This window comes from Streptomyces sp. cf386, assembly GCF_900103585.1.
Lineage (GTDB): Bacteria > Actinomycetota > Actinomycetes > Streptomycetales > Streptomycetaceae > Streptomyces.
The window spans coordinates 552605-577625 of record NZ_FNHV01000002.1 but is presented as its reverse complement, the minus strand read 5'-3'; the positions used below and the strand labels follow the sequence as shown (position 1 = coordinate 577625).

Annotated in this window: 24 protein-coding genes and 1 tRNA gene; 11 read left to right on the top strand and 14 right to left on the bottom strand. The window is 70.6% G+C overall.

Annotation, left to right across the window (positions count from 1 at the left end; all coding sequences use genetic code 11):
- Positions 1-28: 28 nt before the first annotated feature.
- The 3 genes from BLU79_RS06910 to BLU79_RS06900 are packed head-to-tail and all read right to left on the bottom strand — an operon-like array spanning position 29 to position 3389.
- The gene (locus tag BLU79_RS06910; protein ID WP_093904695.1) at positions 29-922 is read right to left on the bottom strand and encodes an SDR family oxidoreductase; all 894 of its coding nucleotides are present in this window, start codon (positions 920-922) and stop codon (positions 29-31) included.
- Positions 919-1869 (bottom strand): alpha/beta fold hydrolase, encoded by a 951-nt coding sequence (locus BLU79_RS06905; RefSeq protein WP_093904694.1) that lies wholly within the window; start codon positions 1867-1869, stop codon positions 919-921. Before BLU79_RS06905 ends, BLU79_RS06910 begins: the two co-directional genes overlap by 4 nt.
- Positions 1866-3389, bottom strand: a complete 1524-nt coding sequence (locus tag BLU79_RS06900; protein ID WP_093904693.1) for a flavin-containing monooxygenase — start codon at positions 3387-3389, stop codon at positions 1866-1868. The genes BLU79_RS06905 and BLU79_RS06900 overlap by 4 nt, the downstream gene beginning before the upstream one ends.
- A gap of 156 nt (positions 3390-3545) precedes the next feature.
- On the opposite strand from BLU79_RS06900, the gene BLU79_RS06895 reads away from it, so the two are divergent.
- Positions 3546-4226, top strand: a complete 681-nt coding sequence (locus BLU79_RS06895; protein ID WP_093904692.1) for a MerR family transcriptional regulator — start codon at positions 3546-3548, stop codon at positions 4224-4226.
- On the opposite strand, the gene BLU79_RS06890 is transcribed toward BLU79_RS06895, so the two are convergent.
- Complete coding sequence (locus BLU79_RS06890; RefSeq protein ID WP_093904691.1) at positions 4223-5026, bottom strand: exodeoxyribonuclease III; 804 nt, start codon at positions 5024-5026, stop codon at positions 4223-4225. The two genes, BLU79_RS06895 and BLU79_RS06890, sit on opposite strands and share 4 nt — an antisense overlap.
- Positions 5027-5103: 77 nt before the next feature.
- On the opposite strand from BLU79_RS06890, the gene BLU79_RS06885 reads away from it, so the two are divergent.
- Positions 5104-5580, top strand: coding sequence for a GNAT family N-acetyltransferase (locus tag BLU79_RS06885; RefSeq protein WP_093904690.1), 477 nt, complete (start codon positions 5104-5106; stop codon positions 5578-5580).
- Between the two features lie 12 nt (positions 5581-5592).
- Here the strand turns inward: BLU79_RS06885 and BLU79_RS06880 are convergent, their stop codons facing one another.
- The 8 genes from BLU79_RS06880 to galU all read right to left on the bottom strand — a co-directional run bounded on the left by BLU79_RS06880 (position 5593) and on the right by galU (position 12536).
- On the bottom strand, positions 5593-6804 hold the full coding sequence (locus tag BLU79_RS06880; protein WP_093904689.1) for an MFS transporter: 1212 nt from the start codon (positions 6802-6804) through the stop codon (positions 5593-5595).
- Positions 6805-6945: 141 nt separating this feature from the next.
- A tRNA-Ala gene (locus BLU79_RS06875) sits at positions 6946-7019 on the bottom strand.
- Positions 7020-7107: 88 nt separating this feature from the next.
- The gene (gene glpR / locus BLU79_RS06870) at positions 7108-8352 is read right to left on the bottom strand and encodes a divisome protein SepX/GlpR (protein ID WP_093904688.1); all 1245 of its coding nucleotides are present in this window, start codon (positions 8350-8352) and stop codon (positions 7108-7110) included.
- 184 nt (positions 8353-8536) lie between these two features.
- The gene (locus tag BLU79_RS06865) at positions 8537-9208 is read right to left on the bottom strand and encodes a GNAT family N-acetyltransferase (RefSeq protein WP_093904687.1); all 672 of its coding nucleotides are present in this window, start codon (positions 9206-9208) and stop codon (positions 8537-8539) included.
- 20 nt (positions 9209-9228) lie between these two features.
- Entirely contained in the window at positions 9229-9729 is a 501-nt protein-coding gene (locus tag BLU79_RS06860; RefSeq protein WP_093904686.1) for a MogA/MoaB family molybdenum cofactor biosynthesis protein, read from the bottom strand.
- Complete coding sequence (moaC, locus tag BLU79_RS06855) at positions 9726-10220, bottom strand: cyclic pyranopterin monophosphate synthase MoaC (RefSeq protein WP_093904685.1); 495 nt, start codon at positions 10218-10220, stop codon at positions 9726-9728. The genes BLU79_RS06860 and moaC overlap by 4 nt, the downstream gene beginning before the upstream one ends.
- Before the next feature lie 86 nt (positions 10221-10306).
- Positions 10307-11629 (bottom strand): molybdotransferase-like divisome protein Glp, encoded by a 1323-nt coding sequence (gene glp, locus BLU79_RS06850; RefSeq protein WP_093904684.1) that lies wholly within the window; start codon positions 11627-11629, stop codon positions 10307-10309.
- A 4-nt stretch (positions 11630-11633) separates the two neighbouring features.
- Positions 11634-12536, bottom strand: a complete 903-nt coding sequence (gene galU, locus BLU79_RS06845; RefSeq protein WP_093904683.1) for a UTP--glucose-1-phosphate uridylyltransferase GalU — start codon at positions 12534-12536, stop codon at positions 11634-11636.
- Between the two features lie 133 nt (positions 12537-12669).
- Between galU and BLU79_RS06840 the strand changes: the two genes are divergently transcribed.
- Positions 12670-13251, top strand: coding sequence for a 5-formyltetrahydrofolate cyclo-ligase (locus tag BLU79_RS06840; RefSeq protein WP_371131824.1), 582 nt, complete (start codon positions 12670-12672; stop codon positions 13249-13251).
- A 73-nt stretch (positions 13252-13324) separates the two neighbouring features.
- On the opposite strand, the gene BLU79_RS06835 is transcribed toward BLU79_RS06840, so the two are convergent.
- Positions 13325-16111 (bottom strand): penicillin acylase family protein, encoded by a 2787-nt coding sequence (locus BLU79_RS06835; protein ID WP_093904681.1) that lies wholly within the window; start codon positions 16109-16111, stop codon positions 13325-13327.
- 239 nt (positions 16112-16350) lie between these two features.
- Here BLU79_RS06835 and BLU79_RS06830 point away from each other — a divergent pair, with 239 nt between their 5' ends.
- The 6 genes from BLU79_RS06830 to mscL all read left to right on the top strand — a co-directional run bounded on the left by BLU79_RS06830 (position 16351) and on the right by mscL (position 22082).
- Entirely contained in the window at positions 16351-17877 is a 1527-nt protein-coding gene (locus tag BLU79_RS06830; RefSeq protein WP_093904680.1) for a potassium/proton antiporter, read from the top strand.
- A 270-nt stretch (positions 17878-18147) separates the two neighbouring features.
- A complete protein-coding gene (locus BLU79_RS06825; RefSeq protein ID WP_093904679.1) occupies positions 18148-19440 on the top strand; it encodes an MFS transporter in 1293 nt (430 codons plus the stop codon).
- Between the two features lie 67 nt (positions 19441-19507).
- Positions 19508-19837 carry an FmdB family zinc ribbon protein gene (locus tag BLU79_RS06820; RefSeq protein ID WP_093904678.1) on the top strand — a complete coding sequence of 110 codons (330 nt, stop codon included), beginning with the start codon at positions 19508-19510 and terminating at the stop codon, positions 19835-19837.
- A gap of 77 nt (positions 19838-19914) precedes the next feature.
- The gene (locus BLU79_RS06815) at positions 19915-20757 is read left to right on the top strand and encodes an S-methyl-5'-thioadenosine phosphorylase (RefSeq protein ID WP_093904677.1); all 843 of its coding nucleotides are present in this window, start codon (positions 19915-19917) and stop codon (positions 20755-20757) included.
- A gap of 164 nt (positions 20758-20921) precedes the next feature.
- Positions 20922-21494, top strand: a complete 573-nt coding sequence (locus BLU79_RS06810; protein WP_093904921.1) for a hypothetical protein — start codon at positions 20922-20924, stop codon at positions 21492-21494.
- 129 nt (positions 21495-21623) lie between these two features.
- Positions 21624-22082: a large conductance mechanosensitive channel protein MscL gene (mscL, locus tag BLU79_RS06805; protein WP_093904676.1), complete on the top strand. Its 459-nt coding sequence runs from the start codon at positions 21624-21626 to the stop codon at positions 22080-22082.
- 47 nt (positions 22083-22129) lie between these two features.
- Here mscL and BLU79_RS06800 read toward each other — a convergent pair whose 3' ends face one another.
- On the bottom strand, positions 22130-22318 hold the full coding sequence (locus tag BLU79_RS06800; protein ID WP_093904675.1) for a hypothetical protein: 189 nt from the start codon (positions 22316-22318) through the stop codon (positions 22130-22132).
- Between the two features lie 158 nt (positions 22319-22476).
- On the opposite strand from BLU79_RS06800, the gene BLU79_RS06795 reads away from it, so the two are divergent.
- Positions 22477-23715 carry a low temperature requirement protein A gene (locus BLU79_RS06795; RefSeq protein ID WP_093904674.1) on the top strand — a complete coding sequence of 413 codons (1239 nt, stop codon included), beginning with the start codon at positions 22477-22479 and terminating at the stop codon, positions 23713-23715.
- 129 nt (positions 23716-23844) lie between these two features.
- Entirely contained in the window at positions 23845-24873 is a 1029-nt protein-coding gene (locus BLU79_RS06790) for a P1 family peptidase (RefSeq protein ID WP_093904673.1), read from the top strand.
- Positions 24874-25021: the final 148 nt, after the last annotated feature.

Sequence of the window (25021 nt, the reverse complement as noted above, 5' to 3'; positions counted from 1 at the left end):
ACACGGGCGATAACCTCACGCATGTCGATCAGTTACGCGGCGTTATCCGCCCAGTTCGCTCCCGCTCATCGGCGGAGCCCCCCGCCCCGACCAGCCCCGTCCGCATCCCCTCCAGCCGGTCCGCGAACCGCCGCATCTCCCGCTGCCCCACGGTCCCGATGACCCCCGGCAGATACCCGCGCACCCCCTGCATCCCGCGCAGCCACCACTGCCCGTACACATGGCTCGACCGCCGCTCGATCCCGGCCACGATCCGGTCGACCGCCGGCCCCAGCGGATACGTCTTGTTGGACGGCCACGGCAGCCGCTTCCTCAACTCCCGCATGACGTCGTCCTGATCGGCCCCGCGCACCATGTCGGTGTCGGTCCAGGACAGATACCCGACGCCCACCCGCACGCCCTTGTACCCGACTTCGGCCCGCAGGCTGTGCGCGTACGCCTCCACACCCGACTTGGACGCGCAGTACGCGGTCATCATCGGCGCCGGAGTGATGGCGGCCAGCGAGGCTATCTGCAGCAGATACCCCCGGCTCTCCATCAGCACCGGCAGAAACGCACGGGCCGTCACCGCCGACCCGATGAGATTGACCTCGATGACCCGCCGCCACGCGTCCGGATCGGAGTCGACGAAGGGCCCACCGGAGGCGACCCCCGCGTTGGCGACCACGATGTCGACCTTCCCGAACCGCTCCTTGACCTCCCGCGCGACCCGCGACATGGCCTCATGGTCCGTCACATCGGCGTACCAGTGGTCGCTGTCGCTGTGCAGCCGCTCGGAGACCTGCTTGAGCTCGTCCGGCTCCAGCCCGACGAGCGCCACCTTCGCCCCGCGCGCGGAGAGCTTACGGGCGAGCAGCTCACCGACACCCCGCGCCGCCCCGGTGACGACGGCGACCTGACCTTCGAGACTCACCTTGCTCATGCGCCCTCCTTCACCTGCGTGTACGGCACGTCCTGCGGAGCCGTCGCCTTGGCATACGTGGTGACAAGCCGCCGTATCTTCCCGGTCACCAGCTCCGGCGCCTCCACGGGTGTCATGTGCCCGAGGCCGGGCAGTTCGGTGACACCGAGGCAGTCGGGCAGCGCGGCGGCCAGCGCACGGGCGTGCACGGGCGGCGTCAGCCTGTCCGCCGTACCGACGACGACCTCGGTCGGCACCGTCAACTCCCGTACCCCGTGGTCGAGATCGAGCAGGTCGAGCACGTGCGACCAGGCGTACCGCACCTTGCGCGGGCACGCGTGCACGATCCGCGCGCACGCCTCGACCATGTGCGGGGCCGAACCCGGGCCCATCGTGGCGTACTTGAGGATCGCCCGGGCGACCGGCGTGACCGGCCCGAGCGGCGCCCGCGACCCGAGGATGTGCTTGGTCAGCCAGGTCCGCAGCCGCCCCGGCCGCATCGGCAGGACGGTCGACTCGGCGACCAGCCGCGAGGAGCCGGTGCTGCACAGCAGGACGGCAGCGGCGTGCTCCCGCAGCGCCGGGCGCGTGGCGGCGGCCATCACCGTCATGCCGCCCATGGAGTGCCCGGCGATCACGGCCTGCTCACCGGGTGCGAGGGTCGCCTTCAGTACGGCTTCGAGGTCGTCGGCGAGCGCGTCGGAGGTGCAGCCGGAGCCGGCCGGGCTGCGTCCGTGACCACGCTGGTCGTAGGCGATGACGCGGTGGTCGGCGGCGAGGTCCCGTATCTGCGCCGCCCAGAAGGCGGTCGAGCAGGTCCAGCCGTGCGCGAGGACGACGGCGGGCGCGTTCTCGGGCCCGTGCACCTCTATGTGCAGCCGGGCGCCGTCGGCGGACACGGCCGTCAGCTCACGGGCGGGGACGGGTGGGGCGTACGGCCCAGAGGCCACGTGCATGAGACGGCTCATGCCGTCACCTCCGCGTTGTCGTTGCTGTCGTTGCCTTCTGCGCTTCCCCCGTCGGCCCGGACAACGGCGTACTCCGCGAGATCCACCCGCCGCGTGGCCCGCCGGAACTCCGAGGTCGTACCGGGCCAGATGGTGGAGTTACGGCCGTTGGCATCCAGGTACCAACTCGTGCACCCACCCGTGTTCCACACGGTCCGCTTCATGCGCTCCTGCACCCGCCGGTTCCAGGCGTGCACGGCGCTGGGCCGCGCGTCGAGGGCGACCTTGCCACCGAGGACGTTCAACTGCCGTACGAAGTCGGCCATGTAGTTCAGCTGGGACTCGATCATCAGGATCATGGACGAGTTCCCGAGTCCGGTGTTGGGCCCGATGATGGTCATCCAGTTCGGGAACCCGGCGGCGGAGGCGCCCCGCAGGGCCTCCATCCCGCCCTTCCAGGTCTCGGCGAGCGTCCGGCCGTCCGCGCCCACCACCCGGTCGGCGATGGGCATGTCGGTGACATGGAAGCCCGTACCGAAGACGATCGCGTCGACCTCGGCCTCGCTGCCGTCGGCGGCGACGACGGTCGAGCCGCGGATCTCGCTGAGCCCGCTCGCGACGACGTCCACGTTGGGGCGGGCGATCGCCGGGTAGTACTCGCTGCTCAGCAGGATCCGCTTGCAGCCGATGCGGTAATCGGGGGTGAGCTTGGCGCGCAGGGCGGGGTCCTTGATGGCACGCCCCATGTTCCGCTTGGCCAGCTGCTCGATGAGCCCTAGTTCGTTGGGGTGCTTGGTGAACGCCTGGACCTGCAACTCCCGGAGCCCCCACAGCAGTCCGCGACGCATCTGGGTGGTGAAGGGCAGGGCCCGGTGCAGGGAGCGCTCGGCGCCGCTGATCGCGCGGTCGACGCGGGGCATGACCCACGGCGGGGTGCGCTGGAAGAGCGTGAGCCGCTCGACCTCCGGCTGGATGGCCGGCACGATCTGGATGGCGGAGGCGCCGGTGCCGACCATGGCGACGCGCTTGCCGCGCAGGTCGTAGTCGTGGTCCCAGCGGGCGGAGTGGAAGACCTTGCCGGGGAAGGAGTCCAGCCCCGGGATGTCGGGCATCTTGGGGTCGGACAGCGGCCCGGTGGCGGAGACGACCAGGTCGGCCGACAGACTCCCGCTGCTGGTCTCGATGTCCCAGCACAGCCGCTCGGCGTTCCAGGTCATCCGCTTCACCTCCGAGTCGAAGCGGAGGTGCGACCGCAGCCCGAAGACGTCCGTGACGTGCTCCAGGTAGGCGCGGATGTGTTCCTGGCCGGAGAAGGTGCGCGGCCAGTCGGGGTTGGGCGCGAAGGAGAACGAGTACAGATGGGACGGCACATCGCAGGCGCACCCCGGGTAGCTGTTGTCCCGCCAGGTGCCGCCGACGCTGTCGGCCCGCTCCAGGACGACGAAGTCGGTGACGCCCTCGCGCCGCAGCCGGACGGCGGCCCCCAGCCCGCCGAACCCGGACCCGACCACCGCGACCCGCACATGTTCGCGTTCGGCCATGCCTGTGCCTCCATGCCTCAACCGGAACCATGCCAGTGAACACTGGCGCAATGGGAGAGTAGAGGAGGTCCGTACCGACCGGTAGGGGTCGTTCGGGGTTCGTTTACATCAGCGGCTGCCGCCGCGGGTACCGCCCGTACGAATTAAGGTTCCGGAGTGACCGAGAAGCGCGAGTACCGCATGGAGGAGCTGGCCCGCCTGGCCGGCATCACGGTGCGCACCCTGCGCTTCTACCGCGAACGCAAGCTGATACCGCCGCCCCGCCGCGAGGGCCGTATCGCCTGGTACGACGACCACCACCTGGCCCGCCTGCGCACGATCGCGGCCCTGCTGGAGCGCGGGCACACCCTCACCGGCATCGGGGAACTGGCGGAGGCCCTCGACCACGGCCGGGACGTCGCCGACCTGCTCGGCGTCGCCGCCCCGACCGAGGAGGAGCCGGTCCGCCTCACCCCCGAGGAACTCGCCGCCCGCTTCGAGGGCCAGGTCACCCCGGAGAACCTCGCCGCCTCGCTGGAACTCGGCTACCTCGGCACCGACGGCGACGAGATCGTGCACGTCAGCCGCCGCCTGCTGGACGTCTCCTCGGCCCTGGTCCGCGAGGGCATCCCGCTCTCGGAGGTGCTGGCGGCGGCCAAGAAGGTCCGCGAACACGTCGACGACCTGGCGGAGATGTTCGCCGACCTGGTCCTGCGCCACACCCACGAGGACGACCTCCAGCGCCTGCGCCCGCTCGCCCGGAGCGTCGTGGAGGCGGAGCTGTCCCTGGCACTGGACCGCCGCCTGCGCAAGCAGACCGAGCGGGACCAGCCCGAGCGGCCGCCGGACAGGCCCTAGCGGTCGTAGACCACCGTCACCGGCGCGTGGTCCGACCAGCGCTCCGCGTGCGTCGCCGCGCGCTCGACATACCCCTTGAGCGCCTTGGCGGCGAGCCCCGGCGTCGCGATCTGGTAGTCGATACGCCAGCCTGTGTCGTTGTCGAAGGCCCGCCCGCGGTACGACCACCACGAGTACGGCCCCTCGGCGTCCGGGTGCAGCGCTCGCACCACATCGACATAGCCGCCGTCGACGGGGTCGAGCACCTGCGTGAGCCACTCCCGCTCCTCCGGCAGGAAGCCGGAGTTCTTGGTGTTGCCCCGCCAGTTCTTCAGGTCGGCCTGTTGATGGGCGATGTTCCAGTCGCCGCAGACGACGACCTCACGGCCGTCGGCGGCGGCACGCTCGCGCAGATCCTTCAGATGGGCCAGGAACTCGCCCATGAACCGGACCTTCTCGTCCTGCCGCTCGGTGCCGACCTCACCGGAGGGCAGATAGAGCGAGGCGACCGTCACACCCGGCAGATCGGCCTCGACGTACCGTCCGCTGCCGTCGAACTCGCTCGACCCGAAGCCGACCTGGATCCGGTCGGGCTCACGGCGGGTGTAGAGGGAGACGCCGGCGCGGCCCTTGGCGGCGGCGGGGGCGTGCACGACATGCCAGCCGTCGGGCGTCCGCACCTGCTCCGGCAGCTGCTGCGGCTCCGCGCGCACCTCCTGAAGGCACAGCACATCGGCTTCCGTACCGCCGAGCCACTCCACGAAGCCCTTCTTCGCGGCGGCGCGCAGCCCGTTCACATTCACAGAGGTCACAGTGAGCACCCGGGCACCTTACCGGCACACTGGACGGTGTCCGGTTCTGGAACCTCTTGATCTTGAATTGATATACGGTATCTAGCATGCATATACGTCACGTCTCCTTCGACCACCCCGACGCCGTCAAACTCAACGACGAGGTCCAGGCCGAGTACGGCGTCCGCTACGGCGACGGCGGCGACGCGACGGCCATGGACACGGCGGACTTCGAGCCGCCGAACGGCCGGTACCTGATCGCGTACGACGACCTCGGCGCCCCGGTCGCCTCCGGCGGCTGGCGGGTCCAGGACGAGAACGGCGAGGGCAACCGGGACGGGGACGCCGAGCTCAAGCGGATGTACGTGGTCGAGTCGATGCGCGGCCGGGGCCTCGCCAGACGCATCCTGGCCGCACTGGAGGAGGACGCGCGGGCCGCGGGCCGCATCCGCATGGTGCTGGAGACCGGCATCAAGCAGCCGGAGGCGGTGGCGCTGTACGCGTCCAGCGGGTACGAGCCGTGCGAGAAGTTCGGCTACTACCGCCACCACGAACTGAGCCTGTGTTACGCGAAGACGCTGTAGACCCTGTAAGCGTCACCTCCGTGGCGCGTTGCCGCGCTCCACGGCCTGGTCGGGTGCCACGGCGTCGACGCGTTTCACGGCGTTGATGCGATACACGTCCCGCACACAGAGGTTGAGGACGGCGGAGGCAACGACCAGACCGGCGCACGCCATCAGCACCGTCCGGTTGCCCCAGGTGCCGGCCGCGAGGGCGGTCAGCAGATAGCCGAGCGGAATCGCCAGCCGCTCACCCACACTGTTGAAGGCGCTCATGCGCCCCAACTCCCCCTGCGGCACATGCTGTTGGAAGGCGGTCGTCCACGCGACGATCGCCACGTCCAGCCCGATCCCCGCGAGCAGCATGGCCAACAGCAGCCAGGGCAGCGACAGTCCCCAGCCCATGACGAGCAGGGGCGCGGCGAGGGGCGCACCGGCCGCGACGGCCACGACCAACAGCCGATACGGCCGCCAGCGCAGACACACCACCGTGCCGGCCAGCAGCCCCGCCGCGAACGCGCCCTGCGCAAGCCCCCAGTCACGCGCCCCCGCGTACCGCTCCGCCGCGACAACCGGACCCAGCAGCTGGAACCCCGCCAGCCACGCGGCGACAAGGACGGTCCCCGCGACCGTGTACGTCCACAACCAGGTCCGCGCCCAGAAGCCGGCCCACCCCGCACGCAGGTCACTCAGCGCGCTGGTGGCGGTGACTGGCGCGTCCAGGCGCAGCCCGAGCAGCAGGAAGGCGGCGACGGCGAAGGTGAGCGCGTCCCAGGCCAGCGCCCAGGCCGGACCGCTGACCGCGACGACGACTCCACCGACCGCCGGCCCGAGCACCTTGACCGCGTTGGTCGGCAGCCTGAGCAGGGCGTTGGCCCGCTGCAACTGCTCCGCGGGGACGATCTGGGCGACGGCCCCCTGAGTGGCGGGCACGGTGAAGGCCACCGCCGTCCCCGAGACGAAACCGCAGGCGGCGATGGAGGCGGTCGTCGCGTGCCCGGTGGCCACCAGGGCCGCCAAGGCCCCCTGGGCGACGGCCGCCAGCAGATTCCCGAGGAAGAGCAGCCGACTGCGGGACACACGGTCCGCGAGCACTCCGCCCACGAGGAGGAAGACGACGGTCGGCACGGTGTTCATGGCGAGCACCACACCGAGGTCCCCGGCTCCTCCGCCCTCTTCGATGACGGAGTAGGCGAGCGCGAGGGTGGCCATCGCGGATCCGGTGGCTGAGATCAGACTGGCAGCCATGAACCGCCAGAAGTTCGCCCTCAAGACACGCCCCCCTGGGAACAAGCCGGGAACTAGCTGGGAACAACAAAGATCCCGCCCGATCAACCGATCGGACGGGATCTCGCCAACTCCCCAAGTTCCCTTGGAAAGTCGTTGCTGTGGACCTGAGGGGATTTGAACCCCTGGCCCCCTCGATGCGAACGAGGTGCGCTACCGGACTGCGCCACAGGCCCTTGCAACGAGTGAAACTTTAGCACCCCGATCGGGCTGCTTGGAAATCCGTTCCTGGTCGGCGGCCCGGCCCGCCACCGGGGCGGTCGGCTACTCGTTCGCCGCGCGCGGCCGGCCGCCGTCCTCGTACTGGTCGAACAGTGGCGTACGGCCCCGCTCGCGCGCCCGGCGAGCGGAGGCGGCGCGGCGGGCGTCGCTGCGGCCGCTCCCGTCGTCCTTCTCCTCACCGCGGTCCGCGTCCGCAGGCTCCGCGCCCCGTGCGGCACCGTCGCCCGCGTCGGCGCGCGCGTCCCGGTCCCGGGTGACGGAGCTGGACCGGGCCGAGCTCCATGCGTCCGGGGCCCCGAGGTCCACGTCGGAGGTGGCCCGCGGAGCGACCGGCGCGGTCACATACGTCGGCAACGGCACCGGGACCGGGTCCCAGCTGTCCCCGTGTCCGGGCCGCCGCTGCCGCTCGCGCTGCTGGTCGACCCACTCGGCGTGGTCGGTCTGCTCGACGAGGGCGCGGCGGTCCGCGGCGAGCGCGGACGTCCCGGTGTCGGTACCTGGTTCGGGCCTCTCGTCGGGCTCGTCGACGCCGTCACCGGCGTCGACGGCGCCGCGCCGGCGCGACTGGCGGGCGTGCTCGCGCACCCGCTGGGCGGCGGCCTCCGCCTGGCGCCGGTCCATCTGGTAGGCGAAGCGGCGGCGCTCCTGGGAGCGCAGGTACGCGATGTACCCGCTGAGCATCACGGCCGGAACGCCGGGCGCCCACAGGAACGCGAGCCCGCCGACCGCGGCGACGATCGCGCCGAGCGTGAAGGCGAAGAAGAGGACGACGGTGGTACGCCGACGGCGAGCGAGCGCCTTGGAGCGCCGCGCACGTGCCACGGCCGCCTCGTCCGCGGGGGCACGCCGAGCGGCGGGTACCCGCTTGGGCGCCGCCTTGCGGGCCGGGGCGGAGCCCGGTTCGTGGACGGGCGCGTTGCCGCGTTCGGAGGCCGGCCTGGACGCCTGTTCAGGCGTCGGCTCAGGGCGTCCGGGCGGTTGTGTCGGGACCGTTGCCTGGGTCTGCGGACGGGTCGGAGGCATGGCGAAGGCCCGGACGTCCACCGACTCGGTGACATCGCCCGGATCATCGGCGCTGGGCTCCCCCTCCTCGGTGGAGCGCGCGCGCAGGTCCTTGGCGTACCGGCGCTCCATCCCCGCCCGTCCGGACAGCAACCGGATGGCCGTGCTGAAGCGTTCCGTCGGACGGGCCTCGTTCAGCTCGTCCTGCCTACGGAGCCACATCGGCACCAAGTAGGCGGCCCAGGCCCCGACAATGACTGCGTAGATGAGGCCGCTGCTGCTCACGCCTCACACGGTAGAGGGGTTTGCGTGAGGCCATCTGCCAATTGAGCCGGTGTGTCGCACGATCTGGCTGATATTTCGAACTTTTTTTGTGACCGATGCGATCAGCAGCCCACCGAGGGAGCGAATTTATTGCCCCGAGCCGGTCATCGGGCGATCAATTTCGAACACTTATTCAATTTCCGGGCTACGCGGGATTCCCCTGGGTGTTGTGCCGGGTGTTGTGCCGGGTGTTCTGTCGGGTGTCCTGCGGGTTCGTGCGCGGCGTCTGCTGCGAGCGTGCCCGCTGCCAACGGCTCAGCAACCCTTCCGGCACCTCTTCCGCCGTGAGCGCGAAGACGAGATGGTCGCGCCAGGCCCCGTCGATGTGGAGATATCGCGGACGCAGCCCCTCCTCACGGAATCCGAGTTTCTCCACGACCCGGCGGCTGGGCCCGTTCTCGGGGCGAATGCAGACCTCGATGCGGTGCAGACCGACGGACCGGAAACAGTGGTCCACGGCGAGCGCCACGGCGGTCGGCATCACCCCGCGGCCCGCCACCGCCTCGTCCACCCAGTAGCCGACGTGCCCCGAGCACATCGAACCCCAGGTGATCCCGGCCACCGTCAACTGCCCGACCAGCCGCCCCTGGTACTCGATGACGAACGGCAGCATCCGGCCCGCGTTCGCCTCGGACCGCAGGTGCCGGACCATCTGGCGGTAGGTCGGCCGGTGCGTGATCGGCCCGCTGGGCGTGGGCGGCGGAATGGTCGCCTCCCAGGGGCGCAGCCAGTCCCGGTTGCGTCGGTTGACCTCGCGCCAGGCCCGTTGGTCGCGCATCTTTATCGGCCTCAGGACAACATCGCCGTCCCTCAGCACGACGGGCCAGGATGGGCTGTTCAGCTCGCACCCCCACTGCTGTGTCTGGGGTGGTCGCCGCCGCGGATCTGGTCGACGGCATGGACCAGCAGGGGCTCCAGGACGGCCAGTCCGTCCTTCACCCCGCCGCTGGAACCGGGCAGGTTCACGATCAGGGTGGCTCCCGCCACTCCGGCCAGGCCCCGGGAGAGCGCGGCGGTCGGCACCTTCTCCCGACCGAACGCCCGGATGGCCTCGGCGATGCCCGGCACCTCGTGGTCGATCACCTCGCGGGTCGCCTCGGGCGTGCGGTCGGTGGGCGAGATGCCGGTGCCGCCGGTGGTCACGATGACGTCGTACCCCGCCTCGACCCCCGCGCGCAGGGCGGCCTGGACCGGGTCTCCGTCGGGCACGACCTGCGGCCCCTCGACGTCGAATCCGAAGCCCTTCAGGCCCTGGGCGATCAGCGGACCGCCCTTGTCCTCGTAGATCCCGGCGGCAGCCCTGTTGGAGGCCGTGACCACCAGAGCGCGATACGTCATGACCGGCTCCAGTCGCCCGACTTGCCGCCCGTCTTCTGCTCCACCCGCACGTCCGTGATGACCGCTCCCTTGTCGACCGCCTTCACCATGTCGATCACGGTGAGCGCGGCGACGGAGACCGCGGTGAGGGCCTCCATCTCGACGCCCGTACGGTCCGTGGTCTTCACGGTGGCCAGGATCTCCACGGCGTCGTCCGCGACCGACAGGTCCAGTTTCACACCGGACACCGCGAGCGGGTGGCACAGCGGGATCAGATCCGGGGTGCGCTTGGCACCCATGATGCCCGCGATGCGCGCGGTGGCCAGGGCGTCGCCCTTGGGGACGCCCTCGCCGCGCAGCAGCTCGATCACACGGGGCGAGACCAGGACGCGTCCGCTGGCGCGTGCCGTGCGCGCGGTGACGTCCTTCTCCGAGACGTCGACCATGCGGGCGGCGCCCGCGTCGTCGATGTGCGTGAGGTGGTCCTGGCTGGGTGGGTCCTGCGTGCTCATGCTGGCGTGGCGCTCCCGGTCCGGGCCCGTCGCGGTGCGGCGCACGGGCCTGCTGTGCGCGACACGGTACCGCGGGCCAGGGCCGCTCAGCCGAGCAGGACCACCTCGACCTCGGTGCCGGGCTCGACGCTCTCCACGTCCTCGGGGACGACGATCAACGCGTCCGCGTGCGCGAGGGCCGCGATCAGATGGGATCCGGCGCCGCCGACCGGCCGCACCTCGCCCGCGGCGTACGTCCCGCGCAGGAACTGTCTGCGCCCCTTGGGCGAGCTCAGCGCCTCGTCGGCCGTCAGGGTCGCGGTCGTCCGCGTCCGGTGGACGTCCTCCAGGCCCATCAGCGTGCGGATGGCGGGGCGCGCGAAGACCTCGAAGGAGACGTACGACGACACCGGGTTGCCCGGGAGGGCGAGCAGCGGGGTGTGGTCGGGGCCGATGGAGCCGAAGCCCTGGGGCTTGCCGGGCTGCATGGCGAGCTTGCGGAAATCGACGCCGCTGCCCGCCTCGTCCTCGTCGCCGACGTGCGACAGCGCCTCCTTGACGACGTCGTACGCCCCGACGCTCACCCCGCCGGTGGTGACCACGAGGTCGGCGCGGACGAGCTGGTCCTCAATGGTGGACCGGAGTGTCTCGACGTCGTCGGCGACGGCGCCCACGCGGTAGGCGATGGCGCCGGCGTCACGGGCGGCCGCGGTGAGGGCGAAGCTGTTGGAGTCGTAGATCTGCCCGCTGCCCAGGGTCTCGTCGGGCTGGACGAGTTCGCTGCCGGTGGACAGCACGACCACACGCGGGCGCGGGCGCACCCGTACCGTGCCGCGGCCGATCGCGGCGAGCAGGGCGATCTGCGACGGCCCGAGGACCGTGCCGGCCTCAAGGGCACGGTCGCCGGCCTTCACGTCGCTGCCCTTCGCCCGCACATGCGCGCGTGCCTCGGCGGGCCGGTAGATGTGCACATCGCCCCGGTCGCCCTCGGGGGCCAGGCTGCGGGCGCGCATGCCGGTCACCGGGCCCTCCCCGAGGCCTCCGTCGGTCCACTCCACCGGAACGACGGTCTCGGCGCCGGGCGGCAGCGGGGCGCCGGTCATGATGCGGGCGGCCTGGCCGGGGCCCACGTGGGGCGGTTCGGCCTGGCCCGCCGCGACGTCCCCGACGACCTCCAGGACGGCGGGGAACTCCTCGCTCGCGCCCGCGACATCCGCGACCCGCACCGCGTACCCGTCCATGGAGCTGTTGTCGAACGGCGGCAGGGAGACCGGCACCGTGACGTCCTCGACCAGGACGCAGCCCTGGGCGTCGAGCAGTTGCAGCTCGATGGGTTCGAGGGGACGGACGGTCGCGAGGATGTCCTCCAGGTGTTCGTCCACCGACCAGAGGTGGTCCTGGTCGGCCGGGCGGGTCGCGGCGGTGCTCAAAGCGCTACATCTCCTCGGCTACGTAACTGCGAAGCCAGGTCCGGAAGTCCGGGCCCAGGTCTTCACGTTCGCATGCGAGTCTGACAATGGCACGCAGGTAGTCGCCGCGGTCACCGGTGTCATAGCGGCGGCCCTTGAAGACGACGCCGTGCACCGGGCCGCCGACCTTCTCGTCCTGCGAGAGCTGCTGGAGGGCGTCGGTGAGCTGGATCTCGCCGCCCCGACCGGGCTCGGTCTTGCGCAGTATGTCGAAGATGTGCGGGTCGAGGACATAGCGGCCGATGATGGCGTAGTTCGACGGGGCGTCCGCCGCGGCCGGCTTCTCGACCAGGTCGTGGACCTTGACCACGTCACCGTCCTCGGTGGGGTCGACGGCCGCACATCCATAAAGGTGAATCTGCTCGGGCGCGACCTCCATGAGCGCGATGACGCTGCCGCCGCGCTGCTCCTGGACCTCGACCATCCGCTTGAGCAGCGGGTCGCGCGGGTCGATCAGGTCGTCGCCGAGGAGGACCGCGAAGGGCTCGTGGCCGACGTGCGGGGCGGCGCACAGGACGGCGTGGCCGAGGCCCCTGGGGTCGCCCTGGCGGACGTAGTGCATGGTGGCGAGGTCACTGGACTCCTGGACCTTGGCGAGCCGTTCGGCGTCGCCCTTCTTCTCCAGGGCGGACTCGAGTTCGTAGTTGCGGTCGAAGTGGTCCTCCAGGGGCCGCTTGTTGCGGCCCGTGATCATGAGGACGTCGTCGAGGCCCGCGGAGACGGCCTCTTCGACCACGTACTGGATCGCCGGCTTGTCGACGACCGGCAGCATCTCCTTGGGAGTGGCTTTGGTGGCCGGAAGGAAGCGGGTACCTAGGCCCGCTGCTGGGATGACAGCCTTGCTGATCCGAGGGTGCGACTGAGTCATGCCCGCCACCTTATCCGGTGCCTTTGTAGGGAATCTGAGGCTCCGGTTATTTGGAACTCATATGAGCCCATTGGGATGGGTACGGAAGCGACGGGTGAGTCACATCGGACGTTCGGGCGAGACTGACAAGCGAATGTTGCGGCGAGAGTTCCTCGCGGTGAGAAGCAGGTTGACGGCGGATGACGTGCGGGCGTCCGCTGTCGCGTTGGCCGAACGGGCCCTGGACCTGCGCGAACTGGCGCACGCGCGCGTGGTGGCGGCGTACGTCTCCGTCGGCACCGAACCGGGCACGCTCGCGCTGTTGGACGCACTGCGCGCGCGGGGCGTGCGCGTCCTGATCCCCGTCCTGCTGCCCGACAACGACCTCGACTGGGGCGCGTACACCGGGGAGGACTCCCTCGCCCGGGTCCAACACGGCAAGTTGATGGCCCTCTTGGAGCCGAGCGGCGAACGCCTCGGCCCGGACGCCGTGACCGACGCCGACGTGGTGCTGCTGCCGGGCCTCGCGGTCGACGCGCGCGGGATGCGGCTGGGGCGCGGCGGCGGGTCGTACGACCGCGTTCTCGCCCGTCTGGAACGCGCGGGCGCCCGTTCCTCGCTCGTGGTGCTGCTGTACGACTCCGAGGTCGTCGAGCGCGTCCCCGAGGAGCCGCACGACCGTCCGGTGCACGCGGTGGTGACACCGTCGGGTGTGCGCCGCTTCCCGGAGCCCTGAGACGCGTCCCGCATGCGAAGGGGCCCTCACGCGTGCGCGTGGAGGGCCCCTTCGGTCGTTCGCCGTCAGCGGGTCACGGCCTGAGCACCAGGGTGTCCTCGGTGCTCTCGTCGACCGCGCCGTCCGAGAAGGACCAGTCGAGCAGTTCGCCGTCGGCCCACTTGTCCGTCTGGTCGGTGTAGTGGGCGTTGTAGGCGTGCCCGGAGGCACCGGTGAGGTTGATCCACTTCGACTTGTCGAGGTCGCCGAGGTTGACCACCATCCGCATCGACGGCACCCAGACGACGCCGTAGCCGCCCGCGGCGTTCCAGCCGGTGGCGTTGACCGTGGCCTCGCCGCCGCTGAGCTTCCAGGGGCCGCGGTTGAGGGCGTACTGCAGGAAGCCGGGGCCCTCGGTGCCGAGGGTCTGGTTCTTCAGGAACAGGCGGTGCAGCCGGCCCCAGCTCCAGGTGTCGATGTCCTTGCCGAGCTTGGCGGTCAGCTCCCATCGGGCGTCGACCATGGCGCGCATGAAGAGGTCGTCGCGGTTGGTGGCGCCGGGGCGGTTGCCCGAGCTCGGCGTCGTCCACCAGTCGCTGTCCTCGTCGTCCATGAGGCTGCGCACGACCTCGAACCAGCGGTCGCCGCCGTCCGGCTGCGCCTGGTCGGCGTCGCGCTCACCGCACTCACGCACCTTGTCCGTCTGATCCGCGGGGCCCGTGGTGTTGACCGGGTCGACCAGCAGGCACTGGCCCTTGACCCGCAGCTCCTTGGGCAGCTTGTTGCCGAAGGCGAGCTTGAGGATGTTGCGCCAGACCGAGTTGAAGTAGGCGGCCGCCGCGGAGTCGGCGTCCTGGGTGTAGTCCCAGCCCTCCAGGAGCTCCTGCGCCTCCCGGACGTCCTCCGCGTCCCGGACCTTCTTGTCGTCGATGTCGATCTTCAGCAGCTTGGGCACGAGCAGCTTGGCGATCTCGCTGCTGTTGTCGAGCTGCATCTGGCGCATGTCGTCGGTGGAGATCTTGCCGCCGTCGTCGATCTTCGACTGGATCAGGTCGGTGATGCGCTGGCTGCGGCTGCCGTAGCCCCAGTCCGTGGTGAGCGTGTAGGGGTACTTGGTCTTGTCGACCACGGCCTGGTTGGCGGTGACGATGTAGCCGCGGGACGGGTCGTACTCGTACGGCAGCTCGTCGTCGTCGATGTAGCCGGTCCAGCGGGACTTGGAGTCCCAGCCCGGCGCCGGCACGGAGCCGTCGTAGCCGCTCGCGCGCGTGGGGATCTTTCCAGGCAGCGTGTAGCCGATGTGGCCCTTGGTGTCGGCGTAGACCAGGTTCTGCGAGGGCACGTCGAACAGGGTGGCCGCGGCGCGGAAGTCGTTCCAGTCCGCCGCCTTGTTCATGGCGAACACGGCGTCCATGGAGGTGCCCGGATCCAGCGCGGTCCAGCGCAGCGAGATGCCGTAGCCGTCGCCGCGGTCGGGGGCGGCGGTGTTGACGGAGGCCTTCTTGCCGACCTTCACCAGCTCGGAGCTGCGGTCGGACAGCAAGGGGCCGTTGTTGGTCTCACGGACGACGATCTTCTTGGACTCGCCGCCGGCGACCTTGATGGTCTCCTCGCGCGTCTTGAAGGGGACCGTCTTGGCGTCGTACAGGTAGCCGTCGCCGGACAGCTTCTCCAGGTAGAGGTCGGTGACGTCCACGCCGGAGTTGGTCATGCCCCAGGAGATGTTCTGGTTGTGGCCGATGATCACGCCGGGCATGCCCGCGAAGGTGTAGCCGCTGACGTCGTACTGGCACTTGCTGGAGACCGCGCGGCAGTGCAGGCCCATCTGGTACCAGACGGACGGCAGCGAGGCCGACAGGTGCGGGTCGTTGGCGAGCAGCGGCTTGCCGGTGATGGTGTGCTTCCCGGCGACCACCCAGGAGTTGGAGCCGATGCCGTTGCCGTTCACGCCGACGGCGGTGGGGAGGCCGTCCAGGACGTCCTGGAGGCCCGCCAGCTGGCTCTGCAGGCCGTTGGCGGCCGAGGAGGAGGCGGTGCCCGTCGAGCCGCTCGTGGAACCGCCGGTGGACGAGCCCGCGGTGGACGCGGAGCCGCCCTGCTCGAACGTCTTGGTGATCTCGTCGTACTGGCCGCTCTGGACGATCGTCTTGTTACGGCTGTACGGATACCCCGGGTACAGGTCCGCGATCTCCTTGGGGCCGAGGCGGCTGGTCATCAGGGCCCGGTCGATCTCGTCCTGCATGTTGCCGCGCAGGTCCCAGGCCATCGCCTTGAGCCAGGCGACCGAGTCGACCGGGGTCCACTTCGCCGGCTTGTAGTCGTTGGCGAACCCGAGCGCCGCGTACTCCAGGGAGATGTCCTTGTTGTCCTTGCCGTCCAGGTAGGCGTTGACGCCCTTGGCGTAGGCCTGGAGGTACTTCTTGGTGGAGGCCGACAGCGTCTTGTCGTACTCCTCCTGCGCGATCCGGTCCCAGCCCAGGGTGCGCAGGAACTCGTCGTTCTCGACCTGGCTCTTGCCGAACATCTCCGACAGGCGCCCGGAGGTCATGTGCCGGCGCACGTCCATCTCGTAGAACCGGTCCTGCGCCTGGACGTAGCCCTGCGCCATGAACAGGTCCTCGTCGGAGGACGCGTAGATCTGCGGGATGCCGTAGTCGTCGCGCTTCACGTCGACGGGCCCGGACAGGCCGTCCAGCGAGATCGAGCCCTTGGTCTGCGGGAAGGAGGCACGGACGGTGCTGATGGACCAGTAGGCACCGCCGGTGACGCCTGCGATCAGGGCCAGCGCCAGCACCAGGACGATCAGACGGGCTCTGCGCCCCTTCTTCCTGCCGGACTTGCCGGGCTGCTGACCCGTGGAGGCGGTGGTATTCGGGGGCATCGCTGTCCTTGCTGTCCTAACGCGAGCGGCAGGGCTGGCTGTCCTTTTGAATGAGCGCTGGAGCAACCATAGGCGCAGGGCCTGGTCCCCCTTGACGCGGAGTGGGGATCCAGCGCGGACGGGCGTTCGATCATGCCTCGCCGATCGTCAAGAAATCGTCAAGAGTTAGGTAAGGTAACGAAGTAGTTGGGTGCGGAGAACCACCACTTCGTGTCCTATGTACGTGAGCCCACGCGCGCGTGCGTGCGGGCCAGGGAAGGGAACGGCCGCTGACTGTCCACGACCTCAACCAGCTCCTGCTCGTCTGCTCGCTCGTCCTGCTCGTCGCCGTCGCAGCGGTCCGGATCTCCTCGCGCAGCGGGCTCCCCAGCCTGCTCGTTTACCTGGGCATCGGCACGCTCATGGGCCAGGACGGCATCGGCGGCATCCGCTTCGACGACGCCGAGCTGACGCAGGTCATCGGCTATGCGGCCCTGGTCGTGATCCTGGCCGAAGGTGGTCTCGGCACGAAGTGGAAGGAGATCAAGCCGGCCCTTCCGGCCGCCACCGCGCTGGCGCTGGCCGGGATCGGGATCAGCGTCGGGGTCACCGCTGCGGGCGCGCACTACCTGGTCGGGCTGGACTGGCGGCAGTCGCTCATCATCGGGGCGGTCGTCTCCTCCACCGACGCGGCCGCGGTCTTCTCCGTGCTGCGCAGGATCCCCCTGCCCGCGCGCGTGACGGGCACCCTGGAGGCCGAGTCCGGATTCAACGACGCCCCTGTGGTCATCCTGGTGGTCGCCTTCTCCCAGTCCGGCCCGATGGAGCACTGGTACGCGCTGGTGGGCGAGATAACCCTGGAGCTGGCCATCGGCGCCGCCATCGGCATCGCGGTGGGCTGGCTGGGCTCCTGGGGCCTGCGGCACGTCGCGCTGCCCGCCTCCGGCCTCTACCCGATCGCCGTCATGGCCATCGCCGTCGCCGCCTACGCGGCCGGCGCCATGGCGCATGGCAGCGGCTTCCTGGCCGTGTATCTCGCCTCGATGGTCATGGGCAACGCCAAGCTGCCGCACTGGCCCGCCACGCGCGGGTTCGCCGACGGGGTCGGCTGGATCGCCCAGATCGGCATGTTCGTCCTGCTCGGACTGCTGGTCACCCCGCACGAACTGGGCGACGACATCCTGCCCGCACTCGTCATCGGGCTGGTGCTGACCATGGTGGCGCGTCCGCTGAGCATCGTGGCCTGCCTGGTGCCGTTCCGCGTCCCCTGGCGGGAGCAGGCGCTGATGTCCTGGGCCGGGCTGCGCGGCGCCGTGCCCATCATCCTGGCGACGATCCCCATGGTGGGCGGCGTCCCGGACAGCGAACGCATCTTCAACATCGTCTTCGTCCTGGTCGTCGTCTACACCCTGGTCCAGGGCCCGACGCTGCCCTGGCTCGCCCGCAAACTGCACCTCGGCGACGGCCCCGCGCCCTCCGACCTCGGCATCGAGTCGGCGCCCCTGGAGCAGCTGCGTGGACACCTGCTGTCCTTCGCGATCCCGAACGGCTCGAAGATGCACGGCGTCGAGATCAACGAGCTGCGGCTGCCCGCCGGGGCCGCCGTCACCCTGATCGTCCGCGACAAAGAATCGTTCGTTCCGCTGCCGACGACGGTGCTGCGGCGCGGGGACGAGCTGCTCGTGGTCGCCACGGACCCGGTACGGGACGCCGCCGAGAACCGGCTGCGGGCCGTGGCGGCCGGGGGCAAGCTGGCCGGGTGGCTGGGGACGAACGGGACAAGCTGACAGAGCAGGGCGGGGCGACCCATTCGCAGGCGGTGCACCGGGAAGTGCTCATTTTCACAGGATCACCAGGCGCTTCTCCCTGTACTATGCAGGCGTAACCCAGATCAAACCAACTCTGCCTGACGCAGAGCTGGCGCGACCGTATGGCGGCCGGGACGTCCTTCCTCAGTGGGCATCGGCATCTACCGCAGTTCCGCGCAAGAGGACAGCTCTCGGCGCCGCCCCCCACCCGACGGGGCCGCGCTACCAGGCGGCAGAAAGGCACGGACCGTGGCGTCCACGGTCACCACCGAGCCGACGAAGGACTCGCCGGCCGCCTCCCGCCCCGGATACGGACAGCTGCTGCGCACCCGCGGCGCCTGGACGTTCCTGCTCCCCGGCTTCGCCGCCCGCCAGCCGTTCGCGATGCTGACCATCTCCATCGTGCTGCTGGTGCAGCACACCACCGGCTCCTACGGTGCGGCGGGCGCCGCCGCGGCCGTCACCGGCGTCTCCATGGCGCTGTTCGCGCCCTACAGCGGCCGTCTCGCCGATCGCTACGGGCAGCGCGCCGTGCTGATCCCCGGCGTCCTGGTGCACGTCCTGTCCGGCCTGACCCTGACCGCGCTCGCGCTGGCCGACGCCCCCCTGTGGGCGCTGTTCGCGGCGGCCGTCCCGACCGGTGCCTCGGTGCCGCAGATCGGGCCCATGGTGCGGGCCCGCTGGGGCGTGAAGCTCCAGGGCTCGCCCCTGATGACGACGGCGGCGGCCTTCGAGTCGGTCACGGACGAGCTGACCTTCGTGGTCGGCCCGCTGCTGGCCACCGCCCTGTGCACGGCCGTCGACCCGGCCGCGGGCCTGGTGACGGAGGCCGCGCTCACCCTGCTGGGCGGTCTGCTGTTCGCCGCGCAGAAGAGCACACAGCCTTCGGTCACCGCCGTCGGGCACGCGCGCGTGGAGCACACTTCCGCGCTGCGCATCCCCGGGGTGCGCGTACTGATCGTGACCTTCCTGGGCATCGGTTCCGTCTTCGGCGGCATGCAGGTCTCGCTGGCCGCCTTCACCGAGTCGATCGGCGAGCCCGGCCTGAACGGCGTCCTGTACGGCACGTTCGCGGCGGGCAACATGCTCTCCGGCATCGTCTGCGGAGCCATCGCGTGGAAGGTGGCCCCGCAGCGCCGCCTCCTCGTCGGATACGCCGCTCTGGCGCTGGCCGCGTCCGGGCTGTGGGCCGCGCACTCGGTGCTCGTCCTGGCCGGCCTCGGCCTGCTCGTCGGTATGTGCATCGCGCCCGCGCTGATCACCGGGTACACGCTGGTCGAGAGCCTGGTCCCGGCCGGCGCCCGCACCGAGGCGTTCACCTGGCTCACCGGTGCGGTGGCGCTGGGCCAGGCCGCCGCCGTCACGGCCGCCGGGCAGCTGGAGGATCGCTTCTGGGGCGGCGCCGGGTTCCTGGTGCCGATGGGCGGCACACTGCTCGCCCTGGCGACCCTGGTGGCGCTGCGCTCACGGCTGGCGGCACGGCCCCGCGGCCGTACCGTCGCACGTGGCGTCGGTCACCGCGTGCCGGTGGCGGTGGACTGAACGGCTGGAATACGACACACTTGACCGTCGTTAGCACTCATCGAGTGAGAGTGCCAGGAGGAAGACAGTGCCGACGTACCAGTACCAGTGCACCGAGTGCGGCGAGGGCCTCGAGGCGGTGCAGAAGTTCACCGACGACGCCCTGACCGAGTGCCCCAGCTGCCAGGGCCGCCTCAAGAAGGTGTTCTCCGCGGTCGGCATCGTCTTCAAGGGCTCCGGCTTCTACCGCAACGACAGCCGCGGCTCCTCGTCGAGCAGCTCGCCGGCGTCGTCGAAGTCGTCGACGTCCACGTCGTCCGACTCGACCTCTTCCTCCACGTCTTCGTCTTCTTCGTCGTCCTCCTCGGACTCGAAGTCGTCGAGCACCGGCACTTCCTCCAGCAGCTCCGCCGCGTAGCACCCACGGCTCGCGGGACCCTGTCGTCGTACGACGGCGGGGTCCTCGGCGTTTTCTGGTGCGGTTAGGGTGCGGGCATGGCGAACAAGGCGAACACCGAAATCGGCGTGATCGGCGGCTCCGGCTTCTACTCGTTCCTCGACGACGTCACCGAGATCCAGGTGGACACCCCTTACGGGCCGCCCAGCGACTCCCTCTTCCTCGGCGAGATCGCCGGCCGCCGGGTCGCCTTCCTGCCCCGACACGGACGCGGCCACCATCTGCCGCCGCACCGGATCAACTACCGGGCCAACCTCTGGGCGCTGCGCTCGCTGGGCGTGCGCCAGGTCCTCGGCCCGTGCGCGGTGGGCGGTCTGCGTCCCGAGTACGGGCCGGGCACGCTGCTCGTGCCGGACCAGCTGGTCGACCGTACGAAGTCCCGGGTGGGGACGTACTTCGACGGGCTGCCGCTGCCCGACGGCACCGTGCCGAACGTGGTGCACGTGTCGCTGGCCGACCCCTACTGCCCGGCGGGGCGCGCGGCCGCGCTGAAGGCGGCGCGCGGGCGGGACTGGGAGCCGGTGGACGGCGGGACGCTGGTGGTCATCGAGGGCCCGCGCTTCTCGACCCGTGCCGAATCGTTGTGGCACCAGGCTCAGGGCTGGTCGGTGGTGGGCATGACCGGCCACCCCGAAGCGGCCCTCGCCCGTGAACTGGAGCTCTGCTACACCTCGTTGACACTGGTCACCGACCTCGACGCGGGCGCCGAGACCGGCGAGGGGGTCTCGCACGACGAGGTGCTGCGGGTGTTCGCGGCGAATGTGGACCGGCTGCGGGGGGTGCTGTTCGACACGGTGGCGGGGCTGCCGGAGAACGGGGATCGGGACTGCCTGTGCACCAGCGCGCTGGGCGGGATGGATCCTGGGTTCGCGTTGGCGTAGGGCCTGGCTGAGGAGCCGTAGCGCCTGACCCGGGGGGCAGAACTCCTCGTTCGGGTGGGGGAGTTTTCCACAACCGGTCAGTAGTCCACCGGCGTCGGCGGGCGGCGGCGAGATGCCTCATCGTGGCGTCGCAAGCCGTTCCGTCGTCGCAGGTGGTGGTCTTCATGTCCGTTGCTCCGTCGTCCCCTTCTTCTTCGTTTTCGTCGGTCGTTCCGCTCCCGCCCGGCTCGGACGCCCCGGCCACGTGCGAGGTGCCGCACTTCGCGCCGGTACGGGTGCGCGGCGGGCGGTATCGACTAAGTCGACTCGTACGGCACCGGAGGCGGGCCGTGGCGGCGGGGCTCGCCGTGACCGCGGCGGGGCTCGCCGTGACCGCGGCGGCGCTCGTGGCGGCGGGGCCGCGGGAGGCCGACCGGGCGCGCGGGCATCCGGTGGCGGAGCCGGTGCGCCAGCAGCGGGCCGTCGAGCGGGTGTCCGCGCCGGTGCGGATCGCCGATGGGGCCACGGTGCGGCTGCTGCGGCCCGGCGACCGGGTCGATGTGATCGCCGCGGAGGAGACGGCGACGGGCGGCGACGCCCAGGTGATCGCGCGCGGGGCGCGGGTGACGAAGGTGCCGGAGCCGCTGGACGCCGCGATCGACAGCGGGGCGCTGGTGGTGCTGTCGGTGCCGCGTGCCACCGCGGCGCGCCTCGCGGGGGCGAGTGCTACGGCGCGGTTGGCGGTGACGCTGTGCTGAGCAAGATCAAGCATGCCCTCCTGTCAAGTCCCTCGTTCAGGTGGTGCAATTGGACAGGATGGCCTAACCCTGCCGTAGGTTGCGGAGCTGTTCGTTCCACAACCTGTGCATGCGAGGAGAGGCTCCGCGGTGAGCGAGAAGAAGGAACCGAGCGTCTGGGACGGCTTCAAGGCCTTCCTGATGCGCGGCAACGTCGTCGATCTGGCAGTGGCGGTGGTCATCGGTGCCGCGTTCACCAACATCGTCAACGCGGTGGTGAAGGGGATCATCAATCCGCTGGTCGGAGCGATCGGCACCAAGAACCTCGATCACTACAGCTCGTGCCTGAGTACGACGTGCGAGGGCGATCAGGGGATTCAGATCCTGTGGGGCTCGGTCCTCGGCGCGGCCCTCAGCTTCGTGATCACCGCGGGCGTCGTGTATTTCCTCATGGTCCTGCCCATGGCGAAGTACCTGGCCCGCGTGGAGGCCCGCCGCAAGGCGAAGGAGAGCACGCACGAGGTCATCGAGGTGACCGAGCTGGAGGTACTGAAGGAGATCCGCGACGCGCTGGTCGCCCAGCGCGGGTCGGGGCACAACGAGCCCTAGGACCTGGTTCAGAGGCCCGGAAGGTCGAGCGGCGCCAGGCCCCCGTCTCAGATGTGGTGGGGCGGCTTCTCGTCGAGAAACCGCTTCAGCTCGGCCGCACTGTCGCCGTCCGTACCCGGCCGCTCGCCCCATCCACGGTCCGTGTCGTCCGAGGACTGCTGGTCCAACGGGTCGTCGAAGATCAGCACGGGCTTCGGCGCAGGCGGCTCGGGGGCGGGGACAGGGGCGGTACTCATGCGTCCAGGGTACGGCCCTCGGGGCGAGGGCATGCCGGGCCAGGGGCCTCGGGGCCACGGCCGCTCAGCCCCGGCTCCCCCACCCCCCGCCCCCGCTCTTGCGCGCTTGTGAATCGCCAGGCGAGAAATTCCGCGCCCCATCTGCTGTGCTTGAGCCCATGACGTCCAGTTCGACTCCCGCGCCGGACTCCCCCCGCGCACACGAAAGCCACCGCCCACTGCGCAGACTCACGGCCCGTGGCCGTGGTGAGGCGCATCGGACCGCCACCCCGCTGGAGCTCTTCTTCGACCTGTGCTTCGTCGTGGCCATCGCCCAGGCCGGGATTCAGCTGGTGCACGCCGTGGCCGAGGGGCATGCGGGCGAGGGGATCCTCAACTACGCGATGGTGTTCTTCGCCATCTGGTGGGCCTGGATGAACTTCACCTGGTTCGCCTCGGCGTACGACAACGACGACGTCCTCTACCGAGTCGTCACCCTGCTGCAGATCGCCGGTGTGCTGGTCCTGGCGGCCGGGGTCTCCTCCGCGTTCGAGGACCACGACTTCCTGGCGGTCTGGCTGGGCTACGTGATCATGCGGCTGGCCATGGTGACGCAGTGGCTGCGCGTGGCCAGGTCGAGTGAGGGCCCGGAGAGAACGATGGCCCTGCGGTACGCCGGCGGTGTGCTGGTGTGCCTGATCGGCTGGCTGGGGCTGGTGGTCCTGCCCGAGGGCGCCAGAGCCTGGGTGTTCCTGGTGATGGCGATCCTCGAACTGTGTGTGCCGCCGTACGCGGAGAAGGACCACCCCACGTCCTGGCATCCACGCCATATCGCCGAGCGGTACGGGCTGTTCACCATCATCGTGCTCGGCGAGACCATCGCCGCGGCCACGGTGGCGGTGAAGGCCGGTATCGACGAGAGCGACGAGCTGGGCGACCTGCTGCCGATCGCCGCGGGCGGGCTGCTGATCATCTTCGCCGCGTGGTGGATCTACTTCGTGGTGCCGATCCACGGTCACCTGCGCTCCAACCAACAGGCGTTCCTGTGGGGTTACGGCCACTACCTCGTCTTCGCCTCGGCGGCCGCGATCGGCGCCGGCCTGGAGGTGGCGGTCGAGCAGGCCGTCGGCAAGGCGCACATCTCGACGCTGGCGGCGTCGGCCGCGGTGACCCTGCCGACCGCGCTCTACCTGCTCACCGTCTGGGCACTGCACTCACGCCACTTCAAGTTCGGCATCACCCAGCAGCTGGTGCTGCCGACCTCGGCCCTGCTGGTGATCTGCTGCACGTTCCTGGGCGACTGGGCCGTGCTGGCGGCCGGCCTCGTGGCGGCACTGACGGTGGCGACCGGGACCACGCTGACGGCGCGTATGACGAGACGGGAGAACAGACGGCGGATGAAGGAGCAAGTCACCTAGGGATAGGGAGGGGTCTGCCAGAGACGGGTCTGCCAGGGAGGGGCCGGCTAGGGAGTGGTCTGCGCAACGGACGGCGAGGGTCGGACCAGGGTCATAGGACGGCGCCGGTCACTCGACGAGACTGGGCGCATGACAGTTGACGCTCTGACAGACGTCGCGGGGATCCGGGTGGGGCACGCGACCCGCACCGGCGACGGTTGGCTCACCGGCACCACGGTCGTCCTCGCACCCGAGGGCGGGGCCGTCGCCGCCGTGGACGTACGCGGCGGAGGCCCCGGCACCAAGGAGACCGACGCGCTCGATCCACGCAACGTCGTGCAGAAGGTCGAGGCGATCGTGCTGACCGGGGGCAGCGCGTACGGACTCGACGCGGCGTCCGGGGTGATGGCCTGGCTGGAGGAGCAGGGGCGCGGGGTGCGCGTGGGTGCGGATCCGGCGCATGTCGTGCCAGTGGTGCCGGCCGCCTGCGTCTTCGACCTCGGGCGGGGCGGCGACTTCCGCGCGAGGCCGGACGCGGCCACCGGGCGGACCGCGGTCGAGGAGGCCGCGGCGAGCGAACCCGGCGCGCCCGTGCGGGAGGGGTGCGTGGGCGCGGGTACGGGGGCGACCGCCGGGCCGGTGAAGGGCGGAATCGGTACGGCGAGCGTCGTCCTGGACTCGGGGATCACGGTGGGCGCGCTCGTGGTGGCCAACGCGGCGGGGTCGGCGCTGGATCCGGAGACCGGCGTGCTGTACGGGGAGTTGTTCCAGGGGCGGGTGGAATACCCCGAGGCACCCGTCCACGAGGCCGCGCGCAGGCGCCTCGCCGAGGTCGCGGCCAAGAACGCACCGCCCCCGCTGAACACCACGCTCGCGGTGGTCGCCACCGACGCGGACCTGACGAAGGCACAGGCGCAGAAGCTGGCCGGCACGGCTCACGACGGCATCGCACGCGCGGTGCGGCCGGTGCACCTGCTCCACGACGGGGACACGGTCTTCACCCTGGCCACCGGGGACCGCCCGCTCGACTCCGAGCACCCCCTCGCGCTGAACGACCTCCTCGCGGCGGGCGCGGACATCGTGACGCGCGCGATCGTGCGCGCCGTACGCGCGGCCGAGTCGGTGGACGGGCCGGGTGGAGCGTGGCCGTCTTACCGGGAGTTGTACGGGGAGCGCTGATCAGCGAGCTGACCGGGCGGAACTCGGAGTCGGCCGGCGGCACCTGGAGCTGACGGGGCGACAGCTGCCCGGTGCGCGGGATTGTCGCGGTTCTGTCACGTGATGGCGTTCACCGCGCACAACGGGAACCCGGGTCGGTGGCGGTGGC